Origin of the sequence: Paracoccus sp. (in: a-proteobacteria) (assembly GCF_030538755.1) — a bacterium.
GTDB lineage: Bacteria > Pseudomonadota > Alphaproteobacteria > Rhodobacterales > Rhodobacteraceae > Paracoccus.
In genome coordinates this window covers 191,503-212,687 of the sequence record NZ_JAUNTJ010000002.1, presented here as the reverse complement: position 1 = coordinate 212,687, position 21,185 = coordinate 191,503, and the positions used below count along the sequence as shown (strand labels likewise).

Annotated in this window: 24 protein-coding genes and 1 pseudogene; 16 read left to right on the top strand and 9 right to left on the bottom strand. The window is 65.2% G+C overall.

The genetic code is table 11. The annotated features are described in order from the left end of the window. Positions 1-4 precede the first annotated feature (4 nt). Genes deoC through Q4G14_RS02160 form a run of 3 tightly spaced genes read right to left on the bottom strand, consistent with a single transcriptional unit; the run spans position 5 to position 1,873 of the window. The gene (gene deoC / locus Q4G14_RS02170; protein WP_303360076.1) at positions 5-1,018 is read right to left on the bottom strand and encodes a deoxyribose-phosphate aldolase; all 1,014 of its coding nucleotides are present in this window, start codon (positions 1,016-1,018) and stop codon (positions 5-7) included. Next, the gene (locus tag Q4G14_RS02165; RefSeq protein WP_303360075.1) at positions 966-1,583 is read right to left on the bottom strand and encodes a DUF1523 family protein; all 618 of its coding nucleotides are present in this window, start codon (positions 1,581-1,583) and stop codon (positions 966-968) included. Before Q4G14_RS02165 ends, deoC begins: the two co-directional genes overlap by 53 nt. An 8-nt stretch (positions 1,584-1,591) precedes the next feature. Further along, positions 1,592-1,873, bottom strand: coding sequence for a hypothetical protein (locus Q4G14_RS02160; RefSeq protein ID WP_303360074.1), 282 nt, complete (start codon positions 1,871-1,873; stop codon positions 1,592-1,594). 286 nt (positions 1,874-2,159) lie between these two features. Here Q4G14_RS02160 and Q4G14_RS02155 point away from each other — a divergent pair, with 286 nt between their 5' ends. Together Q4G14_RS02155 and Q4G14_RS02150 are read left to right on the top strand one after the other, a co-directional pair. Next, positions 2,160-3,413, top strand: coding sequence for an acetylornithine deacetylase/succinyl-diaminopimelate desuccinylase family protein (locus Q4G14_RS02155; protein WP_303360073.1), 1,254 nt, complete (start codon positions 2,160-2,162; stop codon positions 3,411-3,413). Between the two features lie 16 nt (positions 3,414-3,429). Beyond that, positions 3,430-4,032, top strand: a complete 603-nt coding sequence (locus Q4G14_RS02150) for a hypothetical protein (RefSeq protein ID WP_303360072.1) — start codon at positions 3,430-3,432, stop codon at positions 4,030-4,032. Between the two features lie 88 nt (positions 4,033-4,120). Here the strand turns inward: Q4G14_RS02150 and Q4G14_RS02145 are convergent, their stop codons facing one another. Further along, positions 4,121-5,032, bottom strand: a complete 912-nt coding sequence (locus Q4G14_RS02145) for an esterase-like activity of phytase family protein (RefSeq protein ID WP_303360071.1) — start codon at positions 5,030-5,032, stop codon at positions 4,121-4,123. Positions 5,033-5,146: 114 nt separating this feature from the next. Further along, positions 5,147-6,439, bottom strand: a complete 1,293-nt coding sequence (ccrA, locus tag Q4G14_RS02140) for a crotonyl-CoA carboxylase/reductase (RefSeq protein WP_303360070.1) — start codon at positions 6,437-6,439, stop codon at positions 5,147-5,149. 205 nt (positions 6,440-6,644) lie between these two features. Here ccrA and Q4G14_RS02135 point away from each other — a divergent pair, with 205 nt between their 5' ends. Together Q4G14_RS02135 and Q4G14_RS02130 are read left to right on the top strand one after the other, a co-directional pair. After that, entirely contained in the window at positions 6,645-7,916 is a 1,272-nt protein-coding gene (locus Q4G14_RS02135) for an endonuclease/exonuclease/phosphatase family protein (protein ID WP_303360069.1), read from the top strand. A gap of 125 nt (positions 7,917-8,041) precedes the next feature. Next, a complete protein-coding gene (locus tag Q4G14_RS02130) occupies positions 8,042-10,000 on the top strand; it encodes a protein meaA (protein ID WP_303360068.1) in 1,959 nt (652 codons plus the stop codon). Positions 10,001-10,135: 135 nt separating this feature from the next. Here Q4G14_RS02130 and Q4G14_RS02125 read toward each other — a convergent pair whose 3' ends face one another. From Q4G14_RS02125 to Q4G14_RS02110, 4 genes are all read right to left on the bottom strand, one after another. Then, complete coding sequence (locus Q4G14_RS02125) at positions 10,136-11,191, bottom strand: glycerophosphodiester phosphodiesterase family protein (protein WP_303360067.1); 1,056 nt, start codon at positions 11,189-11,191, stop codon at positions 10,136-10,138. A gap of 118 nt (positions 11,192-11,309) precedes the next feature. Continuing rightward, the gene (locus Q4G14_RS02120; RefSeq protein ID WP_303360092.1) at positions 11,310-12,155 is read right to left on the bottom strand and encodes a DMT family transporter; all 846 of its coding nucleotides are present in this window, start codon (positions 12,153-12,155) and stop codon (positions 11,310-11,312) included. Between the two features lie 47 nt (positions 12,156-12,202). Next, positions 12,203-12,772: a peroxidase-related enzyme gene (locus Q4G14_RS02115; RefSeq protein WP_303360066.1), complete on the bottom strand. Its 570-nt coding sequence runs from the start codon at positions 12,770-12,772 to the stop codon at positions 12,203-12,205. Positions 12,773-12,819: 47 nt separating this feature from the next. Further along, positions 12,820-13,647 carry a LysR family transcriptional regulator gene (locus tag Q4G14_RS02110; RefSeq protein ID WP_303360065.1) on the bottom strand — a complete coding sequence of 276 codons (828 nt, stop codon included), beginning with the start codon at positions 13,645-13,647 and terminating at the stop codon, positions 12,820-12,822. Positions 13,648-13,743: 96 nt separating this feature from the next. On the opposite strand from Q4G14_RS02110, the gene Q4G14_RS02105 reads away from it, so the two are divergent. The 12 genes and pseudogenes from Q4G14_RS02105 to Q4G14_RS02050 all read left to right on the top strand — a co-directional run bounded on the left by Q4G14_RS02105 (position 13,744) and on the right by Q4G14_RS02050 (position 21,157). Further along, a complete protein-coding gene (locus Q4G14_RS02105) occupies positions 13,744-14,331 on the top strand; it encodes an FMN-dependent NADH-azoreductase (protein WP_303360064.1) in 588 nt (195 codons plus the stop codon). Between the two features lie 177 nt (positions 14,332-14,508). Beyond that, positions 14,509-16,002, top strand: coding sequence for a signal recognition particle protein (gene ffh, locus Q4G14_RS02100; RefSeq protein ID WP_303360063.1), 1,494 nt, complete (start codon positions 14,509-14,511; stop codon positions 16,000-16,002). Then, positions 15,999-16,517 (top strand): GNAT family N-acetyltransferase, encoded by a 519-nt coding sequence (locus Q4G14_RS02095; protein WP_303360062.1) that lies wholly within the window; start codon positions 15,999-16,001, stop codon positions 16,515-16,517. Before ffh ends, Q4G14_RS02095 begins: the two co-directional genes overlap by 4 nt. Before the next feature lie 61 nt (positions 16,518-16,578). Further along, on the top strand, positions 16,579-16,875 hold the full coding sequence (locus Q4G14_RS02090) for a chorismate mutase (protein WP_303360061.1): 297 nt from the start codon (positions 16,579-16,581) through the stop codon (positions 16,873-16,875). A gap of 40 nt (positions 16,876-16,915) precedes the next feature. Continuing rightward, positions 16,916-17,278: a 30S ribosomal protein S16 gene (gene rpsP / locus Q4G14_RS02085; protein WP_303360060.1), complete on the top strand. Its 363-nt coding sequence runs from the start codon at positions 16,916-16,918 to the stop codon at positions 17,276-17,278. A gap of 53 nt (positions 17,279-17,331) precedes the next feature. Continuing rightward, positions 17,332-17,469 carry a hypothetical protein gene (locus tag Q4G14_RS02080; protein WP_303360059.1) on the top strand — a complete coding sequence of 46 codons (138 nt, stop codon included), beginning with the start codon at positions 17,332-17,334 and terminating at the stop codon, positions 17,467-17,469. Then, positions 17,466-17,960 (top strand): ribosome maturation factor RimM, encoded by a 495-nt coding sequence (gene rimM / locus Q4G14_RS02075; protein WP_303360058.1) that lies wholly within the window; start codon positions 17,466-17,468, stop codon positions 17,958-17,960. The genes Q4G14_RS02080 and rimM overlap by 4 nt, the downstream gene beginning before the upstream one ends. Continuing rightward, positions 17,957-18,757, top strand: a complete 801-nt coding sequence (locus Q4G14_RS02070) for a hypothetical protein (RefSeq protein ID WP_303360057.1) — start codon at positions 17,957-17,959, stop codon at positions 18,755-18,757. The genes rimM and Q4G14_RS02070 overlap by 4 nt, the downstream gene beginning before the upstream one ends. Beyond that, a complete protein-coding gene (gene trmD / locus Q4G14_RS02065; RefSeq protein ID WP_303360056.1) occupies positions 18,754-19,581 on the top strand; it encodes a tRNA (guanosine(37)-N1)-methyltransferase TrmD in 828 nt (275 codons plus the stop codon). Before Q4G14_RS02070 ends, trmD begins: the two co-directional genes overlap by 4 nt. Positions 19,582-19,592: 11 nt before the next feature. Continuing rightward, entirely contained in the window at positions 19,593-19,970 is a 378-nt protein-coding gene (gene rplS / locus Q4G14_RS02060; protein WP_303360055.1) for a 50S ribosomal protein L19, read from the top strand. An 11-nt stretch (positions 19,971-19,981) separates the two neighbouring features. Continuing rightward, positions 19,982-20,203, top strand: coding sequence for a 50S ribosomal protein L31 (rpmE, locus tag Q4G14_RS02055; RefSeq protein ID WP_303360054.1), 222 nt, complete (start codon positions 19,982-19,984; stop codon positions 20,201-20,203). Positions 20,204-20,281: 78 nt separating this feature from the next. Then, positions 20,282-21,157: pseudogene (locus Q4G14_RS02050) on the top strand (ABC transporter six-transmembrane domain-containing protein). Positions 21,158-21,185 lie beyond the last annotated feature (28 nt).

Here is a 21,185-nt window from a genome sequence, read left to right as displayed (position 1 = left end):
CCCCTCAGGCGATGGACAGACGGTGGGCGGCGGCATAGCGCCCGGTGACATGGTGGCTGATCTGGCGCTCGATATCGCCCAGCAACGACGAGGCGCCGATGCGGAACAGGTCCGGCGACAGCCAGTCGCGGCCCAGTTCCTCGAACATCAGGATCTGCCAGTTCAGCGCGTCCTTGGCGGTGCGCAACCCGCCTGCGGGCTTGAATCCGACGCGGTGGCCGGTCGCGGCATGATAATCGCGGATCGCGCGCGCCATCACCAGCGACACCGGCAGGGTGGCGTTCACCCCCTCTTTCCCGGTCGAGGTCTTGATCCAGTCCGCCCCGGCCTGCATGGCGACATGGCTGGCGCGGGCGACGTTTTCCAGCGACTTCAGATCGCCGGTGGCCAGAATCGCCTTCATCCGCGCCGCGCCGCAGGCCGCACGCATGGCGCACAGTTCATCATACAGCGCCGCCCATTCGCCGCGCAGCACATGAGCGCGGGTTATCACGATGTCGATCTCATCCGCGCCCTGATCGACGGCATAGCGGATTTCGGCCAGCCGCAGGTCCAGCGGCATCAGCCCGGCCGGAAAGCCGGTGGCGACGCTGGCAACCGGAATCGCGGTTCCGGCCAGCGCAGCCTTGGCCGGCGCAACCATGGTCGGATAGACGCAGACCGCGCCGGTGGTCAGCCCCGCCACCCCCACCGCCGCCAGCAAATCCGCCGCAATCGGCTGGCGCGCCTTGGCGCACAGCCGGGCCACACGGTCGGGCGTATCGTCACCCGCCAGCGTGGTCAGGTCGATGCAGCGCACCACGTTCAGCAGCCACGCCGCCTGATGGTCTTTCTTCAAACTGCGCCGCGCCGGGATGGTGGCCGCGCGCCGTTCCACCGCAGGGGTGTTGATCCGCACCCGCGCCAGAGCATCCAGATTCAGCGCCGTGCCGGGGTTTTGCGATGCAGGAACCTCTGCCACGGCCTTACCGCCCCAGCCAGCGCGACAGCCGCCCGCGCGCGCGGTCAGCACCGGCATCCACACGCTGAACCGCCGGGTCGATGGTGCGCTGGCGGAACTGCGCCCACATGCGCCACAAGGTCAGCAGCAGCACCATCATCACACCCAGAACGATCAGCGCCGCCCAGTTCGTCGCCCGCACCTCTGGCCCGGCGACCGGGCGGATCGAAATGGCGTTGGGATAGGTGGACAGCCACGGCATCCTCCAGCCATAACCCGTCACCGAAACCCAGCGCGGGTTGTCCGAGCTCGAGCGCAAATCAGTCGCCTGCCCGTGCAGATTGGAACTGTCGTATTTGAAATAGGGCGGCCACAGCCAGCCGGTATCTTCGTTTCGATACACGAACACACGGCCATTGGGGCGCACCGTGTCGATAAAGCGCACATCGCGCAGGCCCTGCTGGTTTTCGACCGTGCCCGCATCATCGCCCGCATAGAACATCTGGTTGCTGGGGGTGATCGCGGTCAGCCGGCTATAGGTATTGGTGATCCGCACCGTGTTCTGCGACGGCAGCGTATAATCCAGAAAAGCAAAGACGATCAGCCCGAAGGTGACGCCCAGAACGACCCTGACCCAATACATATCCGCCCCTACCTGTTGTTGACGTAATAGATGATCGCCATGATGGCCAGCGTCGGCACCACAAAGACCAGCCCGACCAGCCGCGCCTTGAGCGTCTTTTCAAAGCCGACCATGGAACGCCGCACGAAATCTTTCCGTTCCCTGCTGTCGCCCGCGCGGTCGGGGTGACGGCGGTCCCATTCCTCTTCCAGCTTTTCACGCCGCAGCGACCGGATGTAAAGCGACAGCAGCACATAGAACAGCGCCTCAATGGCGATGACAACGGCAATCAGGCGAAGCAGCGCGGCCATGGGCGATCTTTCACGGTTCAGGCATCAGTGCCGGTTTGAAAACGGGACGCCCTGACGACAAGCCGCAAAAGCAGACCAGACAGAACCCCCATAACCGCCGCCACCATACACACAAGCATCACCGGCAGGAACACCCCCGAACACAACCCAACGCTTCCTGTTTGCCCAAATACGCACCTTTGGGCACGACCACGCCGCAAAACCCAACCATGCCACCCGAAACCAAGCCAAACACCCCGCTGAAATCCCCATTGCCCGCGCCGCCAAGCCCCCCTAGCCTGCCGGCATGAGCCAGTTATCCAATGCCATCGCCGCGCGCCGCAATGATCTGATCGCGCTGACCCAGGACCTGATCCGCATCCCGACGCTGAACCCGCCGGGGCGGCATTACCATGACATCTGCGCCTTTCTGGAATCGCGACTGGCCCCGCAGGGGTGGGAGTGCCGCCTGATCCGGGCGCAGGGCACGCCGGGCGATTGTGCGGAATTTCCCCGCTGGAACATCGTGGCGCGCCATAGCGGCACCCGGCCCGGCGATTGCGTGCATTTCAACAGCCATCACGATGTGGTCGAGGTCGGCCATGGCTGGACGCGCGATCCCTTTGGCGGCGAACAGGACGGCGACCGCATCTATGGCCGGGGGGCCTGCGACATGAAGGGCGGGCTGGCCGCCAGCATCATCGCCGCCCAGGCCTTTGTCGCCACCCATCCCGACTATGCGGGCAGCATCGAAATCAGCGCCACCGCGGACGAGGAATCGGGCGGCTATGGCGGCGTGGCCTTTCTGGCGGCGCAAGGGGCCTTTGCCCATGTGAATCATGTCATCATCCCCGAACCGCTGCACAAGGACCGCATCTGTCTGGGCCATCGCGGCGTCTGGTGGGCCGAAATCGAAACGCAGGGCCGCATCGCCCATGGCTCGATGCCGTTTCTGGGCGATTGCGCCATCCGCCACATGGGCGCGGTGATCGAGGAAATGGAAACCACGCTGTTCCCGCTGCTGGCGGGCAAGCGCACCGCCATGCCGGTCATCCCCGAGGGCGCGCGGTCCTCGACGCTGAACATCAACAGCATTCACGGCGGCGAGGGCGAAGGCCACCCCGGCCTGCCCGCGCCCTGCGTGCCCGACCGCTGCCGCATCATCATCGACCGCCGCTTTCTGATCGAAGAGGATCTGGCCGAGGTCAAGGCCGAGATCACGGCCATGCTGGAGCGCGTGCGCGCCGCGCGCCCCTCGTTCCGCTATGAAATCCGCGATCTGTTCGAGGTGCAGCCCAGCATGACCGACCGCGACGCCCCGGTGGCGCGTTCGACCGCCGCCGCGATCCAGCGGGTGCTGGGGCGGCAGGCGGGCTATGTGGTCAGCCCCGGCACCTATGACCAGAAACACATCGACCGTATCGGCAAGCTGAAAAACTGCATCGCCTATGGTCCCGGCGTTCTGGATCTGGCGCATCAGCCGGACGAATGGATCGGCATTCAGGACATGCTGGACAGCGCCACGGTGATGGCGCTGGTGTTGGAGGATTTGCTGACGTAACCAGAAAGGCGGCAGGATGCGGCGGTTTCTGACCCTGATCGGCACGGCGACCCTGATCGGTCTGGCGCAGATCGCGGCACCACACCCGCGCGATCCGGCAGCCCCGGATCAGCCCACGCCGCAGAAGACCCCACCAAAGGCCGCGCGCCCAGGCTGGGGTGAAACCATCGACCGGATGGCGACGCGCTTTGGTGCAACGGCCATTATCATCGTGGCCTGGTTTCCGCTGGCCCAGCTGGCCCCTGAACTGCACAAAGCCGCATGGGTTTATGCGTTACCAGAGGTCACGTCGCAGATATGGGTTGTCTGGGTGTTGCTGGTGCTGGCGGTGGTGATGACACCGCTTGCCCTTGCATCCATGTTGTCGGTTATCGCGCCCCTGTACCGGTATCTTGAGGGCAGCAAGGGTATCTGGAAAATCGCGGCTTCGGCGGTGGCATTGGCGTTGACCGTCTGCGCTTATGCTGCGTTGCTGGTTGTAATTGCGATGGGGACAGAGTTCAGCGACGAGGCGACAAAACTGGCCAGACAACTATCGGTTCAGGATCAAGCCTGCGCAGACCCGCCTTTGCACGGGCAGGTGTGTGAAGATGCGATCAACGCGCTGCTGGCCAAGTAAGGTGGGCGCGCCTGCGCTGCGTGGTGTCTGGCAGGCGCGGCCCTGCCCCAAGGTGCGTATTTAGGCAAACAGGAAGCGGGGGCGTTGGTTACAGGCCGGTCACGCGCATCAGCACAAAGACCGTGCGCTGTTCCTTTTTGATCTGATCGTCGCTGACCATCAGGAACAGGTCATCGGCGATTTGCGTCAGCCCTTCGTAATCGGCATCGGTGATGTCGGGCATCTCGACCGGGATGGCGGTGGTCGGGCAGGTGCCGTCAGCACCGCCGCAGGCTGCGGGGTCGAGCAGGCGCAGGTTGGGGCGCAGGTTTTTGCCCTTGCCCTGACGTTCCAGCAGCAGCAGGCGGCCATCGCGCAGGGTGGCCATGGCCTTGAGCCGGGTCTCGTTGGGTTGGGAATAAGACAGGTCGCGCCCCTCGCTGGTCAGCAGGTTGTGGCGAAAGCTGCCGTCGGGGTTTTCGGCCGCGACCTCGGGGGCTGTGACCAGTTCGCCCGCCGACAGCAGCGCCAGCGATTCCGGCCCGTGTTTGCCGCGCCGTTCATCCAGCGTGGGGGCCAGCGCATCGGGCAGCGGATGTTCGGCCACCATCTGGCCCTGTGCGTCAAAGATCCCCGCCTGCGGGCCGGTTTCGCTGAGGATCATCAGTCGCGTGTCCCCGCCTTCGGCGGGCATCAAGGCCAGCCCTTCGGGATCGAACTTCTTTGATTTCAGCGTTTCGCCATCGGCATCGGTCAGCCTTGCCGCGCCGGTCGGGGTCAGCGACAAGCGGTCGCCCTCGGTCGTCAGGTCGAAGGTGAACAGGATGCCCTGATCGGATACGCCATACAGCACGCCCGATTGCGGATCATGGGCCAGCCCGGACAGTTCGGCCAAGGCCTGTTCGCCCACCGGCGTTTCCGGCAGGATCAGCGTATCCAGCACGGTGGCGGTGGGGGCATCGGCCAAGGCCGGGGCGGCAAGGATTGCAAAGGCGGCGGCAAGGGAAAAACGGGTGGTCATGGAATATCCTGTTTTGCGCGTTATGGATGTAAACGCGGCAGGCGGCGGATGTTTCCATATAAAATGAAAAGGCCGCGCGTCACGGCGCGGCCTTTTGCGGCGATGGCGCAGCGATCAGCCCTTGGGCCCGGCTTCCAGCGCGTCTTCGAAGGTGCGCAGCCCGGTGCGGGGCGATTGCACCAGAACCGCCATATTCCCCGGTTTGTGCTGGTTCTTATACATCTTCATATGCGCCTGCGGGATTTCCGCCCAGGGGAAGACCTCGGACATGCAGGGGTCGATGCGGCGTTCCAGCATCAGCTTGTTCGCGGCGGATGCCTGTTTCAGATGCGCGAAGTGGCTGCCTTGCAGGCGCTTTTGGTGCATCCACATATAGCGCACGTCAAAGGTGCAGTTGAACCCGGTGGTGCCGGCGCAGATCACCACCATGCCGCCCTTTTTGCAGACGAAGGTGGATACGGGGAAGGTCGCCTCGCCGGGGTGTTCGAAGACGATATCGACGTTATTGCCCTTGCCGGTGATGTCCCAGATGGCCTTGCCGAATTTGCGCACCTCGTTGAACCACTGCTTGTATTCTTCGGAATTGACCTTGGGCAGCGCGCCCCAGCAGTTGAAATCCTTGCGGTTGATGACACCCTTGGCCCCAAGCGCCATGACGAAATCGCGCTTGTCCTCTTCCGAGATGACGCCGATGGCATTGCCGCCCGCCGCATTGATAAGCTGGATCGCGAACGATCCAAGCCCGCCCGAGGCGCCCCAGACCAGCACGTTATGGCCGGGTTTCAGTTCATGCGGTTCGTGGCCGAACAGCATCCGATAGGCGGTGGCCAGCGTCAGCGTATAGCAGGCCGATTCTTCCCATGTCAGGTGGCGCGGGCGCGGCATCAACTGCTGCGCCTGAACGCGGGTGAACTGCGCGAAGGAACCATCGGGGGTTTCATAGCCCCAGATCCGCTGCGTCGGCGAATACATCGGATCGCCGCCGTTGCATTCTTCGTCGTCGCCATCGTCCTGATTGCAGTGGATCACCACCTCGTCGCCGACTTTCCAGCGTTTCACCTTGTCGCCCACGGCCCAGATGATGCCTGACGCATCGGAACCGGCGATGTGATAGGGTGCCTTGTGGCCGTCGAACGGGCTGATCGGCTGGCCCAGACCGGCCCAGATGCCGTTATAGTTGACGCCAGCGGCCATCACCAGCACCAGCACTTCGTGGCTGTCGATGGTCGGAACATCGACCACCTCGACCTGCATGGCCTTGTCGGGTTCGCCGTGCCGTTCGCGGCGAATCGCCCACGCATACATCTGTTTCGGCACATGGCCCAGGGGCGGCATCTCGCCGATTTCATACAGATCTTTTTGCGGCGCATCATAGGGCGCGATCGGGGTCGGGGCGTCCAGGGCCATCGTTTTCTCCTGCAACTTGCCGCACCGCAGAATCGGGGCGGGATTGGCTCAAGGGTTAAATGCAGCCGCGCAACATTGCAACCCTGTGACAGTCGAGCATGAAATAATATGTCCCAACCATGGCAGGGATGCCGCAGCGCGGCGACATGTTCCTGTTGCACGCCGCGCCCAGACTGGTGCTGCATTCGTCCAACAGGAACCCGCCATGACCCCGCGCCTGATGACCGCAGCCCTGCTGCTGACCGCCTCCGCCCTGCCCGCCAGCGCCGAAACCGTGCGCTTTGCCACCTATAACGCCTCGCTGAACCGCGCGTCAGAGGGCGAGTTGCGCCGCGATATGGAAAGCGGCAGCCACGCCCAGATCGCCGCCGTGTCCGAGGTGATCCAGCGCATAGCCCCCGACATTCTGCTGATTAACGAATTCGACTATGATCCCGGCGTCGAAACCCTGTTCGCCCAGAACTATCTGGCGCGGCCGCAGAATGTGTCGGGCATGGGGCCAACAGCCGGGATCAGCTATGACTACAGCTTTGTCGCGCCCTCGAACACGGGGATCGCGACCGGGTTCGATCTGGACAAGGATGGCAGCATCGGCGGCGGCAATGACGCCTTTGGCTTTGGCCTGTTTCCGGGGCAATACGGGATGGCGGTCTCTTCGCGCCATGAAATCCTGACCGATCGGATCCGCACCTTTCAGACCTTCCGTTGGGCCGACATGCCCGGCGCGCGTCTGCCGGTGAACCCGGACGGCAGCCCTTTTTATACCGCCGAGGAACAGGACATCCTGCGCCTGTCCTCGAAAAGCCATTGGGACGTGCCGATCCGCATCGGCGACAGCGTGGTGCATTTTCTGGTCAGCCACCCGACCCCGCCCAGCTTTGACGGCCCCGAAGATCGCAACGGGCTGCGCAATGCCGATGAAATCCGCTTTTGGGCCGATTACATCAGCGGCGCGGATTACATCTATGACGATGCCGGGGTGCGGGGCGGGCTGGCCTCGGGGGCGCTTTTCGTGATCGCGGGCGATCAGAACGCCGATCCGCATGACGGCGATTCCGTGGACAGCGCCATCAACCAGTTGCTGTTTCACCCGCTGATCGACGCGGCCATGCCCCCGCGCAGCGAAGGCGGGGCCGAGGCCGCCGCGCTGCAAGGCGGCGCGAACCTGACCCACAGCGGAGACCCGGCCGAGGATACCGCCGATTTCGCCGACACCGCGCCGGGCAATCTGCGGGTGGATTACGTTCTGCCCTCGCATGGGTTGGCGGTGCAGGAGGCTGGCGTGTTCTGGCCCCCGCGCGCCGATCCGCTGTCGGTGCTGACCGGGGAATATCCGTTCCCGACCTCGGATCACCGCCCGGTCTGGATCGACGTGGCCATGCCCGCGCCCATCCCGTTGCCTGCGGGGGCGATGCTGCTGGTATCGGGTCTGGGCGGGCTGGCGCTGTTGCGCCGCCGCCGTCACCACCGCGGCTGAGCGCCCGCCCTGCCCCGCAACAGCCTCGCCGCAGCGCAACATTCGTGCCGCGCTGCGGCGAATTGACGGCGCATCATTCTTTCGGTATCGGTGATTCAACCGTAATATTGTTGCGAGCCGTGACGATGACCCAGAAAGACAAACCCTGGCTGTTCCGCACCTATGCCGGGCATTCCACCGCCGCGAAATCCAACGCGCTGTATCGCAGCAATCTGGCCAAGGGGCAGACCGGCCTGTCGGTCGCCTTCGATCTGCCTACCCAGACCGGCTATGACAGCGATCACATTCTGGCGCGGGGCGAGGTGGGCAAGGTCGGCGTGCCCGTCTGCCATCTGGGCGACATGCGCGCGCTGTTCGATCAGATCCCGCTGGAACAGATGAACACCTCGATGACGATCAACGCCACCGCGCCGTGGCTGTTGTCGCTGTATATCGCCGTGGCGCAGGAACAGGGCGCCGATATTTCCGCCCTGCAAGGCACGGTGCAGAACGACCTGATAAAGGAATACCTGTCGCGCGGCACCTATATCTGCCCGCCCAAGCCCAGCCTTGCGATGATTACCGATGTGGCCGCCTATACGCGCGAACATCTGCCGAAATGGAACCCGATGAACGTCTGTTCCTATCACCTGCAAGAGGCCGGGGCCACGCCGCAGCAGGAACTGGCCTATGCGCTGGCCACCGCGATTGCGGTGCTGGACGATCTGAAGGGCAAGGTGCCGGCGGCGGAATTTCCGACCATGGTGGGGCGGATTTCGTTCTTTGTGAACGCCGGCATCCGTTTCGTGACCGAACTGTGCAAGATGCGCGCCTTTACTGAACTGTGGGACGAAATCTGCCGTGATCGCTATGGGATCGAGGATGAAAAATTCCGCCGCTTCCGTTACGGCGTGCAGGTCAACAGCCTTGGGCTGACCGAACAGCAGCCGGAAAACAACGTCTATCGCATCCTGCTGGAAACGCTGGCGGTCACGCTGTCGAAAAACGCGCGGGCGCGGGCGGTGCAACTGCCCGCCTGGAACGAGGCGCTTGGCCTGCCGCGCCCGTGGGATCAGCAATGGTCGCTGCGGATGCAGCAGATTCTGGCCTATGAGACCGATCTGCTGGAATATGGCGATCTGTTCGACGGCAACCCGGTCATCGCCGCCAGGGTCGAGGAACTGAAACAGGGTGCGCGCGACGAACTGGCGCTGCTGGACGACATGGGCGGGGCGATCGCGGCGATTGATTACATGAAGGGCCGTCTGGTCGAATCGAACGCCGAGCGGCTGAACCGGATCGAGGCGAATGAAACCGTCGTCGTCGGCGTGAACCGCTGGCAACAGGGCGAGGAATCGCCACTGACCTCGGGCGACGGGGCGATCATGGTGGTTGATCCGGCGGTCGAGGCCGATCAGGTCGCCCGGCTGGCGGAATGGCGCGCCGGGAGGGATGAAGGGGCGGTGCAGCTTGCGCTTGGGGCGCTGCGCGATGCGGCGCGGGCGGGCAAGAACATCATGCCCTATTCCATCGCCGCCGCCAAAGCGGGCGCGACCACCGGCGAATGGGCCGGGATCATGCGCGCGGTTCATGGCGAATACCGCGGCCCGACCGGCGTGTCCGCCAGCCCCTCGAACCGCACCGAAGGGCTGGAGCCGATCCGCGAGGCCGTCGATGCCGTCAGCGCGAAACTGGGGCGGCGGCTGAAGTTCGTGGTGGGCAAGCCCGGCCTCGACGGCCATTCCAACGGGGCCGAACAGATCGCCTTTCGCGCCCGCGACTGCGGCATGGACATCACCTATGAAGGCATCCGCCTGACCCCGGAACAGATCGTCACCGCAGCGCAGGAACAGGACGCCCATATCGTCGGCCTGTCGATCCTGTCAGGCAGCCACCTGCCGCTGATCGAGGATCTGATGGACCGGATGCGCGCTGCCGGTCTGTCGCATGTGCCGGTCGTCGTCGGCGGCATCATCCCCGACGACGACGCCGCGCGCCTGACCGCCATGGGCGTGGCGCGGGTCTATACGCCCAAGGATTTCGAGCTGAACCGGATCATGATGGACATCGTGGCACTAGTCGAACCGGATGAAAAGGCCGCCTGAGGTTGCGGTGGAAGGACCGGGGGTTTCACACCCCCCAGCCCGGCCCAAGGGCCGGGCGTTCGTCGGGGAAAAGGTCCACCGGACCTTTTCCTGACCCTCCTCACCCCGTGGGATATTTATCGGACCAAAGATGGGTCAGACCGCCTGACGCCGCCGCATCACGGCCAGCGCGCCCAGGGCGGTGGCGATCAGCAGGCCGCCTGCGGGCAGCGGGACCGGGGCCGGGGCCAGCGCGTTCAGGCTGGTGCGGCTGCGGTCGGTGTAGTCGGTGAAAAAGCCGTCATAGCCGAGGTTCAGCAGCGCGGCGATTTGCGCGTCGGATTCGGCCTGGGTCAGCGGGCGCAGCGTATAGCCATGAACGGCCAGCCCCAGCGCATGGGCGGCATCGACAAAGCCCTGCGTCAGCGACACGGCGGCGCTGGACCCGCCCATCGACACGCCCAGACCGTCGGCGAAGGTGGCGATCTCAGTCAGCAGCGTGCCGCCGACGGCGTATTCGCCGCCGATCAGGCTGGCCCCGCCCAATGCGGCGCGGAACTGGCTGGCGCCGGTTTCGGCCTGAATCTCGCCGATCATACGCAGCGCGTCGAAATCAAAGCTCTGGATGATGGCGCGGTCGTCGCGGGTGCTGAACCCGGCGGCGCTCAGCTTTTCGACGATCTGGCGGTTCATGGTTTCCGAGGTCGGGCTTTTCGCCTCGGGGTAGATGCCGATGCTGTCGCCGGTGGCGGCGTTATGGGCGGTCAGGAAATCCAGCACCTCGTCGAAGGTCGGCACCTGATAGGGATTCGCCATCGAGGGGGTAAAGCCCGGATATTCGGGGCCGGCCTGCGGGCCGAAGGGCTGGACGGTCAGTTGCCTGATCTCGGCCAGGGTGAAATCCGATACGCGATAGCTGTCGCGGCCGGGAAAGACATCCTGCACATTGGTGGTGCGGATCATGGTGGTGTCATGCATCGCCACCAGCGCGCCATCGGCGGTCAGTTGCAGGTCCGGCTCGATATAGTCGGCACCCAGCCGGATCGACAGCTCATACCCGCCCAGCGTATGTTCCGGCAGATAGCCCGAGGCACCGCGATGCGCGACGACCAGCGGCGCTTCGCCCGTCAATGTGCCAAAGGTGGCGGCGGTGGCGGGCGCGGCCAGCACCAGCGCCGAGACCAGCGCCACAACGGTCAGCGATGTTTTCATCTTTTTCATCCATGTGCTGAAAAGGTTAACGGCAGGATGCTGACGCGGCGATATGACAAGGCCATGTCACCTTAGAAAAAGCTGCGTGACAGATGGGTGGGCCGGTCGTGCGGGCGGGCTATTCTTTCAGCAACAGCACCAGCGCCGCGATGATGGCGCAGATGCCCGGCACGGCGGACCAGACCGGCACCCCCTGCCCCAGCGCGGCTTCGATGGCGATGACCCAGACCGGGGTCAGGTAGGTATAGGCCATCACCTTGGCCGCAGGCAGGTGCAGGGCCGCGAATTGCAGCAGCACGGCGGTGCCGGCGGTGGCGAACACGGCGATATAGATCAGCGTCACCCAGACGATGGCGGGCAGGGCCAGCCATGCGGTGGCGGTCAGCGCGCCGGGGTCCCAGATCACCAGCATCAGTGCTGCGGCGCTGAGGGTGCCAAAGGCGAATTGCAGCGGCCGCTCGCCCCGGTTCAGATGCCGGACCATCGGTGTATAGAGCGCATGGGCGACGCAGCCGATCAGATAGATCGCCTCGCCCCGGCCAAGGTCCAGCCGCATCAGCGCGGCGGGATCGCCGCGAAAGATCACCCACAGCGCCCCCGCCCCGCCAAGGGTCAGTGCAGCGGCCATGCGCCGGGTCGTGCGCTGTCGCATCAGCCACCAGCCGCAGGCCGCGGTGATGATCGGGGTCAGCGTGAACACCGCGCTGGCCGATACGACGGGGGCGGTTTTCAGCCCCTCGAACATCAGCACGAAATAGGCCGCAAACAACCCGCCCACGACAAGGTATCGCCACGGCGCGGCAAAGACAGTGCGCGGCAGACCCGGCCCGGCCAGCGCCAGACCGCCCAGCAACCCCGCCGCAATCGCCAGCCGGGCGGCGCTGATGGCGGACGGCTCGATCAGGTTGGCGGCCCGCACGCCCAGCGAAAACGACCCGGCGACCAGCGCCGAAAACAGCAGCATCGCCGCATGGCCGCGCAGGCTTGCGATGCGGGTCCGGGCAGGCGCGCTCACGCCCGGCCAAGCAGATAGAATTCGGGGTTGGGCGGGATGTCGCCCGCGTTGACCAGCCGGTTCGACATACCGAAAAAGGCCGCGATGGCGCCGATGTCCCATACCTCGTCGGGGGTAAAGCCCGCAGCGGCCAGCGCGTCATGGTCGGCCTGCGTGATGCGGCCTGCGTCCAGCGTGACCTTTTCGGCGTAATCCAGCATCGCGAACTGGCGCGCCGACAGATCGGCCTTGCGCCAGTTGATGGCCACCTGATCGGCGATCAGCGGGTCTTTCGCCCGGATGCGCAGGATCGCGCCATGGGCCACGACGCAATACTGGCAGCGGTTCAGGCCAGAGGTGGCGACGACGATCAGTTCGCGTTCGGCCTTGGTCAGCCCCTCGTCCTTGTCCATCAGCGCGTCGTGATAGGCGAAAAAGGCGCGGAATTCAGCCGGGCGGTGGGCCAGCGCCAGAAAGATGTTCGGGATAAAGCCCGACTTTTCCGCGACCTTCAGAATCGCGTCGCGCATGTCGTCGGGCAGGCTGTCCAGATCGGGGACGGTAAAGCGGCTGATCGGCTGGGTCATGGTGGTTCCTCCTTGCCCGCAACCTTGGCCTGCGCGCGGGCAGATGGCTATCCCGATTTCAGCGCCGCCAGTGCCGCCTGCACCTTGGGGCTGCGGTGCAGATCGACATGCGTGACCAGCCACAGAATGCTGTCCCATTCGGGGCGGTGCGCGATTTCCACCAGCCCGGTGGCCAGATCGGCGAACAGAAAGCCGACGCCCAGCCCCATGCCGATGGCCGCGCGCTGTGCCGATGGCTCATTCGCCGTCACCACCTGCGCATCGGGCGGCACATGCGCCTGCACCCATGGCATATAGGGCGCGCCCCGCGCCGTATCCCCCGCCAGAACAAAGCGGTTGCGCGCCGGATCACCGGCCAGCGCAAAGCCGGGGGCGGCGAACAGCCCGGTGCGCAACCGCAGAAACGGCTGCACAACATAATCGGGATCGTCGGGCGCGGTTGCCGCGCCGCGAATCGCCACATGGGCTTCGCCCGCCGACAGCCGGAACAGGCGCGCGTCGGTCTGGTAATCCAGCCGCAGACCGGGATGAGCGGTCAGCAGAGGCGCAAGGCGCGGCAGGATCAGCCAGTGCAGATCGGGCAGCGCGGTCACGGTCAGCGCCCCCTCGATCGCCCCGCCGCCGACGATCCGGGTGTGCATCTGGGCGATCCGTTCCTCGATCCCGCTGCCGGATTCCAGCAGAATGCGGCCTTCCTCGGTCGGGGCATAGCCGCGCGGGTTGCGCTGAAACAGGCGCACGCGCAGCCGCTGTTCCAGCGCGTCGATGCGGCGGATCACCGTGGCGTGGTGAACGCCCAGCTCCGCCGCAGCAGCACTGATGGTGCCCTGACGCGCAACGGCCAGCGCCACGCGGATGTCATCCCAATTGTCCATCTGTGCATTTCCGAACAGAACCTGCGCGTTTATCGCTGTTTCGTTCACAATCGCAAAGCTCTATTTCCCCATCAACCCATTCGACAGGAGCCGACCATGAACATTCTTCACCTCGACAGCGCCATCACCGGCGAAGCCTCGGTCTCGCGCAAGCTGACCGCCGACATCGTGGCCCGCCTGACCGCGCAGAACCCCGATGCGACCGTGACCTATCGCGATCTGAACGCAGGCGTACCCGCCATCGACACCGACTGGTTCAAGGCCGTGCGTCTGGCCCCGGCCAACCCGACCGCCGAGCAGCAGGCGCTGATCGACACCTCGGACGCCTTTCTGGCCGAGGTGCAGGCCGCCGATGTTCTGGTGATCGGCGTGCCGGTCTATAACTTTACCATCACCGCGCAGCTGAAGAACTGGCTGGATCAGATCGCCCGCGCCGGGATCAGCTTTCGCTATACCGAGGCTGGCCCCGAAGGTCTGCTGAAAGGCAAGCGCGCGATCATCGCCTATACCGCCGCCGGCACGCCCATCGGGTCGGATCTGGATTACGCCTCGGGCTATCTGCGGCATATGCTGGGCTTTCTGGGCATCACCGATGTGACCTTCGTGCCCGCCGACGGGCTGGCGATGGATCGCGATGCCGGTCTGGCCCGCGCACAGGCCGCGCTGGACCAGATCGCCGCCTGATCCGCTGCGGATGACGGAAAACGGCCCGGCGTTGACTCGCGGGCCGTTTTTGCGTATCAGCGCCGCAATTCCCGGAAGGATGTGCCTTCCGGTCCCCGTCCGATGCGGGGATCGCCCCCCGTCAGCGCGGCTGCGCCCACGGGGGCAATTGGTGTTTTGGCCCGCAGGAGGACCGCCATGTTCGAAAATCTGTCCGACCGTCTTGGCGGCGTCTTCGACCGGCTGACCAAACAGGGTGCCCTGACCGAAGATGACGTCACCGCCGCCATGCGCGAGGTGCGCACCGCCCTGCTCGAGGCGGATGTATCGCTGCCCGTCGCGCGGTCTTTCGTGAAATCGGTCACGGCCAAGGCCACCGGCGCGGCGGTGACGAAATCCATCACCCCCGGCCAGCAGGTGGTAAAGATCGTCCATGACGAACTTATCAAGGTTCTGGCGGGCGAAGACGGCGACGACGCGCTGCGCATCGACAACCCGCCCGCGCCGATCCTGATGGTCGGGCTGCAAGGCTCGGGCAAGACCACCACCACCGCAAAACTGGCCCGCCGCCTGAAAGAGCGCGAGAAAAAGCGCGTGCTGATGGCCAGCCTCGACACCAACCGCCCCGCCGCGATGGAACAGCTGGCCATTCTGGGCCAGCAGATCGGCGTCGATACCCTGCCCATCGTGCCGGGCGAATCGGCGGTGCAGATCGCGCGGCGCGCGAAACAGCAGGCCACCTTGGGCGGCTATGACGTGTTCATGCTGGACACGGCGGGCCGTCTGCACATCGACCAGCAGTTGATGGACGAGGTGCAGGCCGTGCGCGACATCGCTCAGCCGCGCGAAACCCTGCTGGTCGTCGATGGCCTGACGGGGCAGGACGCGGTGAACGTCGCCACCGAATTCGACGGCAAGGTGGGCATCACCGGCGTGGTGCTGACCCGGATGGACGGCGACGGGCGCGGCGGTGCCGCCCTGTCGATGCGCGCCGTCACCGGCAAGCCGATCCGCTTTGTCGGCCTTGGCGAAAAGATGGACGCGCTGGAATCCTTCGACGCGCAGCGCGTCGCGGGCCGCATTCTGGGCATGGGTGACATTGTTGCGCTGGTCGAAAAGGCGCAACAGGTGCTGGAGGCCGAGCAGGCCGAACGCATGGTCAAGCGGTTCCAGAAGGGGCTGTTCAACATGAATGACATGCGCAGCCAGTTGGAACAGATGCAAAAGATGGGCGGGATGCAGTCGATCATGTCGATGATGCCCGGCATGGCCAAGATGGCCAAACAGGCCGAGGACGCGGGCATGAACGACACCATGATCCGCCGCCAGATCGCGCTGATTAACGCGATGACGAAAAAGGAGCGGGCCAACCCCGACCTGCTGCAAGCCAGCCGCAAGAAACGCATCGCCGCCGGTGCCGGCCTTGACGTGCAGGAACTGAACCGCCTGCTGAAGATGCAACGGCAGATGGGCGACACCATGAAAAAGCTGGGCAAGATGAAGGGCGGCATGATGCGTCAGGCCATGCGCGCCATGATGGGCAAGGGCGGCGGCCTGCCCGACATGGCCAGCGCCGACCCGGCGAAAATGGCCGAAGCCGCCAAAATGCTGCAAGACCCGCGCGGCCTTGGCGGCCAGCTTGGCGGCATGGGCCTGCCCTCGGGGCTGTCGGGGATGTTTGGCAAGAAATGACGACACTGACCGATCATATCCCGGTTGTGGAAACCGAACGCCTGATCCTGCGCGCACCGCGCTTGGCGGATTTCGATGCGTATGACGCCTTTTATTCGGACGTGCGCAGCATCTTTGTGGGCGGGCCGCGCGATCGGTTTGAAAACTGGTTCACCTTTCTGGCCCTGCCCGGCCATTGGGCGCTGATGGGCTTTGGCTATTGGATGGTCGAGTTGCGCGCCACCGGCCAGGTGATCGGCAGTGTCGGCATCATCCAGCATCTGGGCTGGCCCGAACCGGAACTGGGCTGGCAGTTGTTCGAGGGGTTCGAAGGCCACGGCTACGCGACCGAGGCCACGATTGCCGCCCGCAAATGGGCCGCCGCACAGGGGATGGCGCCGCTGGTGTCCTTCGTGCCGATCCCGAACGACCGTTCCGCCGCACTGGCGCAGCGTGTCGGCTGTCAGCGGCAGGGCGATTGGGAAAGCCCCTTTGGCATCCTGAACGTCTGGCGTCATCCGCAGGAACCCGCATGATGCGCGCCATTTCCTCCGACATGCCCGCCGCCCGCCGCAACCTTGCCACAAAGGCCGACCGATGACCGATCCAACCGCCCGTGCCGCCACTCTGCTGGCCGATCACCGCGCCAGCATCGACCGGCTGGACGCCATTCTGGTCTATACGCTGGCCGAACGGTTCAAGCACACCCAATCCGTCGGTGTGCTCAAGGCCGAACACGATCTTCCGCCGTCCGATCCCGCCCGCGAAGCCGCGCAGATCGAACGGCTGGAACGCCTTGCGCGCGAAGCCGACCTGAACCCGGAATTCGCGCGCAAATTCCTGAACTTCGTGATCGCCGAGGTGATCCGCCATCACGAAAGTTTCCAATCTTGAGGGGGCCTTGCCCCAACCCGCCATTCAAAGGAGAAACCCAATGGCCATGAAGATCCGTCTTGCCCGCGGCGGCAGCAAGAAACGCCCGCACTACGCCATCGTTGCAACCGACAGCCGGATGCCGCGCGATGGTCGTTTCATCGAAAAGCTGGGCACCTATAACCCGCTGCTGCCCAAAGACAGCGAAGATCGCGTGAAAATGGACATGACGCGCGTTCAGCACTGGCTGGATCAGGGCGCGCAGCCGACCGACCGCGTGGCCCGCTTTCTGGAAGCTGCCGGCACCCGCCCCAAGGCCGACCGCAAGAACCTGAAAAAAGGCGAGCCGGGCAAGGCCGCTCAGGAACGCGCCGCCAAAAAGGCCGAGCGCGCCGCCGCCCCGGCCGAGGCCGACGCGGAATAATCGCCATGGCCCGCCCCGACCGGGCGGGCCTTTCTTTCTGACAGGAGCGTTCGATGCGCCTGCTGCTGGTCGCCATCATCTTTGCTGCGGGCTGTGCGGCCGGGATCGGCGTTGAACGCTGGCTGGCTGCGGATGCCTGCCTTGACGCGGGCGGGGCGGTTCGCGGCGGGCTGTGCCGGGGGCTGACATGACCGAACGGATCTGTGTGGGCGCCATCGCGGGCGCCTTTGGCGTCAAGGGCGAGGTGCGGTTGAAAAGTTTCTGCGCCAATCCCCCCGACATCGCCACCTATGGCCCGCTGACCACCGAGGACGGCGGGCGCAGCTTTACCATCCGGCTGACGCGGCCCGTGACTGGCGGGCTGGGGGCGCGGCTGTCGGGCGTTGCCACACGCGAAGATGCCGAGGCGCTGAAGGGCGTGACCCTGTGGGCCGCGCGCGATGCGCTGCCCAGCCTGCCCGACGATGAATTCTATCACGCAGACCTGATCGGGCTGGAGGTGGTGGACACCGGCGGCCGCATTCTGGGCCGCGTGCGCGCCGTCTTTGACCATGGCGCGGGCGATATGCTGGACGTTCACGGCCCGCATCCGATGCTGATCCCCTTTACCCGCGCCGCCGTGCCGACCGTCGATCTGACCGCGCGCCGCATCGTCGCCGACCCGCCGGACAGCGACGAATGAGCCGCGTCCTGCTGCACCCCGGTTTTCACAAGACCGGCACCAAAAGCGTGCAGCAGTTCCTGTGGGCCAATGGCCCGCTGATCTGGCCCCATACGGCGCTGATCCTGCCTGCCCGCATCACTGAACTGACGCGGCTGGCCTTTGCCCAGACCCGCGCACCTTCGCCCCACAATCTGGCCGCCCTTGGCGACGAGATGCGGCAGTTCATCGGCGGGCTGTCGCTGGCCCGTCCCGGCAAGACACCGCGCGATGTCATCATCAGCGCCGAAAACCTGATCGGCCCGATGCCGCGCGGCGATGACGCGCCCTATCCTCAGGCCGCCGCGATCCTGACCGAAGTGGTTGCCGCGCTGCGCGACACCATCGCCGCAACCGAGGTAATGATCCACCTGTCGCTGCGCGATCAGGCCGATTGGGCGCGCAGCATCCACGCCCATCACGCCCGGCGGCTCAGCGGGCCGCGCATGACCGCCAGCCCCGCCGATCTGGCCGCTGATCTGGCCCGCTGGCCGCTGGCGCAGCGGGCGGCAACGCTGACCGTGCCCGGCGCGACGGTCATGGCGACCGACATCGCCACGCTGGCCGCCGAACGCTTTGGCATCGCGCAGCCCTTTGTCGATTTCCTGCGCCTGCCGCCCGGCGCGCACGACCGGCTGACGCAGGTGCCGCATCTGCACCGCTCGGACCATGCGCTGACGGGGCGGATGCTGGAACTGAACCGCTCTGCCCTTGGTGGCGACGCGCTGGCGCAGGCCAAACGCGCGCTGCTGCCCCCTGCCGGAAAGGTGCCCGCATGAAATCCCATGGCCGCCTGTCGATCCGCGCCAGTGCGACACCGCGCGACCTGATGGCCGAACCGCAGGTGCGCGGCGCGTGGACGACCAATGTCATCACCCTGTTCCCCGAGGCGTTTCCCGGCATCCTTGGCCTGTCGCTGACCGGGCGCGCGCTGGCCGAAGGTCTGTGGAACCTGCGCACCATCCCGCTGCGCGAACACGGGATCGGGCGGCACCGTAATGTCGATGACACGCCCGCAGGCGGCGGCGCGGGCATGGTGATCCGCCCCGATGTGATGGCCGCCGCGCTGGATCAGGCCGACCCTGCCCTGCCGGTGATCTATCTGTCGCCGCGCGGCGCGCCCTTTACGCAGGCCCGCGCCCGCGATCTGGCCATGGGGCCGGGGATGACGCTGATCTGCGGCCGGTTCGAGGGCGTGGACCAGCGCGTTCTGGATGCCCGCAATGTGCAGGAAATCAGCATCGGCGATTACGTCCTGACCGGGGGCGAACTGGCCGCTCAGGTCTTGATCGACGCGACGGTTCGGCTTATACCGCGCGTGCTGGGGAATCAGGCGTCGCTGGCCGAGGAATCCTTTTCCGAAGGTCTGCTTGAACATCCGCAGTTTACGAAGCCCGCTGAATGGCAAGGCCGTGCGATACCGGATGTTCTGTTGTCCGGCAATCACGCGGCTATTGCCAGTTGGCGGGCGCAGCAGGCCGAAAGGCTGACCAAGGAACGCCGCCCCGACCTGTGGCGGGCATACGAAACCCGTATGGACCCGACAAAGGACCGACAGCTCTCGGGCGCATCAGACCAATCGCGGGACCGCCGCGAGACATGAAAGGAATTGCGATGAACCTGATCGCCCAACTGGAAGCCGAGCAAATCGCCGAGCTTGGCAAGACCATCCCCGATTTCAAGGCCGGTGACACCCTGCGCGTCGGCTACAAAGTGACCGAGGGCACCCGCACCCGCGTCCAGAACTATGAAGGCGTCTGCATCAGCCGCAAGGGCGGCAGCAGCATCAGCGCCTCGTTCACCGTTCGCAAGATCTCGTTCGGCGAAGGCGTGGAACGTGTGTTCCCGCTGTATTCGACCAACATCGATTCGATCACGGTCGTGCGCCGTGGCCGCGTGCGCCGCGCCAAGCTGTATTACCTGCGCGACCGTCGCGGTAAATCGGCCCGGATCGCCGAAAAAACCAACTACAAGCCCAAAGCTGACGCATAAGGAGATCGGCGATGCGCAACGATATTCACCCCGACTATCACCTGATCGAAGTCAAGATGACCGACGGCACCACCTATCAGGTGCGTTCGACCTGGGGCAAAGAAGGCGACACCATGGCGCTGGACATCGACCCGACCTCGCACCCGGCATGGACCGGCGGTTCGGCCAAGCTGATGGACACCGGCGGCCGCGTGTCCCGGTTCAAGAACAAATACGCCGGTCTGGGCTTCTGATCCCCGGCCAGCACGGAAAACGCGCGAACACGGAAACGCCGCCCTTGGGGCGGCGTTTTCATTCGGAAAAGATTGCTTATGTCGCTGGGAATGCAGGATCGGCTGTCGGTTGGCAGGTTGTTTCGCGTGTTCTGGTGGCAGGTCGGCATCACTTGGGTGCTGACGCTGCTGGAAACGGCGCTGTTTGCGCTGATGCCGCTGTTCATCGGCTGGTCGATTGACGGGCTGGTGAACGGCGACTGAACCTCGTTCCGGCATCTGCTGCTGATGCTGTTCGGGCTGATGGCCATTGCGACGCTGCGGCGGCTGTATGATACGCGGGTTTACGGCACCATCCGGGTCGAGTTGGGCAAGGTGCAGGCCGCGCGGTCAGCCAGTGATCCGGTCAGCGTCAGGAACGCGCGGGTTCTGATGGGCCGCGAACTGGTGGATTTTCTGGAAAACACCGCGCCCGAGGCCATGACATCGCTGGTGCAGGTTGTCGTTTCTGTGGCGGTGCTGCTGTTCTTTCACGGCTATCTGGCGGTCAGTTCCGCCGGGGCGCTGGTGGTGATGCTGTTGATCTATGCCGTCGCCGCGCCGCGCTTTTTCCGCCTGAACGGCGCGCTGAACGAGGCCGCCGAAGGGCAGGTCAGCGCGCTGGACAGCCACAGCCCGCGCCGCATCGCCGCGCATTTCCTGCGGCTGCGGCGGCAAGAGGTGCGGCTGTCAGATACCGAAAGCATCGTCTATGGGCTGATCTTTCTGGTGCTGCTGTCAATGCTGGCCTTTAACATCTGGTTCGCGGCCACCCGGCTTGGCGGCAGCCCCGGCACGATCTTTTCGGTCGTCAGCTATTCGCAGGAATTCCTGCAAGCTGCGGTGCAATTGCCGGTGACATTACAGGCCCTGACCCGCCTGCGCGAAATAACCGAGCGGATCAGCCGCGCGCCGGACCCCGGCGACAGCGATTAACCCCGCGCCCGACAGACAGACGCCGCCG

Bases quoted from the DNA above. Each gene is read 5' to 3' on its own strand.
- ccrA (WP_303360070.1), bottom strand. From the start codon at position 6,439: ATGGCCCTGGACGCCCCGACCCCGATCGCGCCCTATGATGCGCCGCAA.
- Q4G14_RS02135 (WP_303360069.1), top strand. From the start codon at position 6,645: ATGACCCCGCGCCTGATGACCGCAGCCCTGCTGCTGACCGCCTCCGCC.
- Q4G14_RS02095 (WP_303360062.1), top strand. From the start codon at position 15,999: ATGACGACACTGACCGATCATATCCCGGTTGTGGAAACCGAACGCCTG.
- trmD (WP_303360056.1), top strand. From the start codon at position 18,754: ATGAAATCCCATGGCCGCCTGTCGATCCGCGCCAGTGCGACACCGCGC.
- Q4G14_RS02150 (WP_303360072.1), top strand. From the start codon at position 3,430: ATGCGGCGGTTTCTGACCCTGATCGGCACGGCGACCCTGATCGGTCTG.
- Q4G14_RS02120 (WP_303360092.1), bottom strand. From the start codon at position 12,155: ATGCTGCTGTTTTCGGCGCTGGTCGCCGGGTCGTTTTCGCTGGGCGTG.
- Q4G14_RS02105 (WP_303360064.1), top strand. From the start codon at position 13,744: ATGAACATTCTTCACCTCGACAGCGCCATCACCGGCGAAGCCTCGGTC.
- deoC (WP_303360076.1), bottom strand. From the start codon at position 1,018: ATGCCGGTGCTGACCGCGCGCGCGGGCGGCTGTCGCGCTGGCTGGGGC.
- Q4G14_RS02110 (WP_303360065.1), bottom strand. From the start codon at position 13,647: ATGGACAATTGGGATGACATCCGCGTGGCGCTGGCCGTTGCGCGTCAG.
- Q4G14_RS02125 (WP_303360067.1), bottom strand. From the start codon at position 11,191: ATGAAAACATCGCTGACCGTTGTGGCGCTGGTCTCGGCGCTGGTGCTG.
- rimM (WP_303360058.1), top strand. From the start codon at position 17,466: ATGACCGAACGGATCTGTGTGGGCGCCATCGCGGGCGCCTTTGGCGTC.
- Q4G14_RS02130 (WP_303360068.1), top strand. From the start codon at position 8,042: ATGACCCAGAAAGACAAACCCTGGCTGTTCCGCACCTATGCCGGGCAT.
- Q4G14_RS02090 (WP_303360061.1), top strand. From the start codon at position 16,579: ATGACCGATCCAACCGCCCGTGCCGCCACTCTGCTGGCCGATCACCGC.
- rpmE (WP_303360054.1), top strand. From the start codon at position 19,982: ATGCGCAACGATATTCACCCCGACTATCACCTGATCGAAGTCAAGATG.
- Q4G14_RS02070 (WP_303360057.1), top strand. From the start codon at position 17,957: ATGAGCCGCGTCCTGCTGCACCCCGGTTTTCACAAGACCGGCACCAAA.
- Q4G14_RS02080 (WP_303360059.1), top strand. From the start codon at position 17,332: ATGCGCCTGCTGCTGGTCGCCATCATCTTTGCTGCGGGCTGTGCGGCC.
- rpsP (WP_303360060.1), top strand. From the start codon at position 16,916: ATGGCCATGAAGATCCGTCTTGCCCGCGGCGGCAGCAAGAAACGCCCG.
- Q4G14_RS02155 (WP_303360073.1), top strand. From the start codon at position 2,160: ATGAGCCAGTTATCCAATGCCATCGCCGCGCGCCGCAATGATCTGATC.
- Q4G14_RS02160 (WP_303360074.1), bottom strand. From the start codon at position 1,873: ATGGCCGCGCTGCTTCGCCTGATTGCCGTTGTCATCGCCATTGAGGCG.
- Q4G14_RS02145 (WP_303360071.1), bottom strand. From the start codon at position 5,032: ATGACCACCCGTTTTTCCCTTGCCGCCGCCTTTGCAATCCTTGCCGCC.
- Q4G14_RS02165 (WP_303360075.1), bottom strand. From the start codon at position 1,583: ATGTATTGGGTCAGGGTCGTTCTGGGCGTCACCTTCGGGCTGATCGTC.
- Q4G14_RS02115 (WP_303360066.1), bottom strand. From the start codon at position 12,772: ATGACCCAGCCGATCAGCCGCTTTACCGTCCCCGATCTGGACAGCCTG.
- rplS (WP_303360055.1), top strand. From the start codon at position 19,593: ATGAACCTGATCGCCCAACTGGAAGCCGAGCAAATCGCCGAGCTTGGC.
- ffh (WP_303360063.1), top strand. From the start codon at position 14,509: ATGTTCGAAAATCTGTCCGACCGTCTTGGCGGCGTCTTCGACCGGCTG.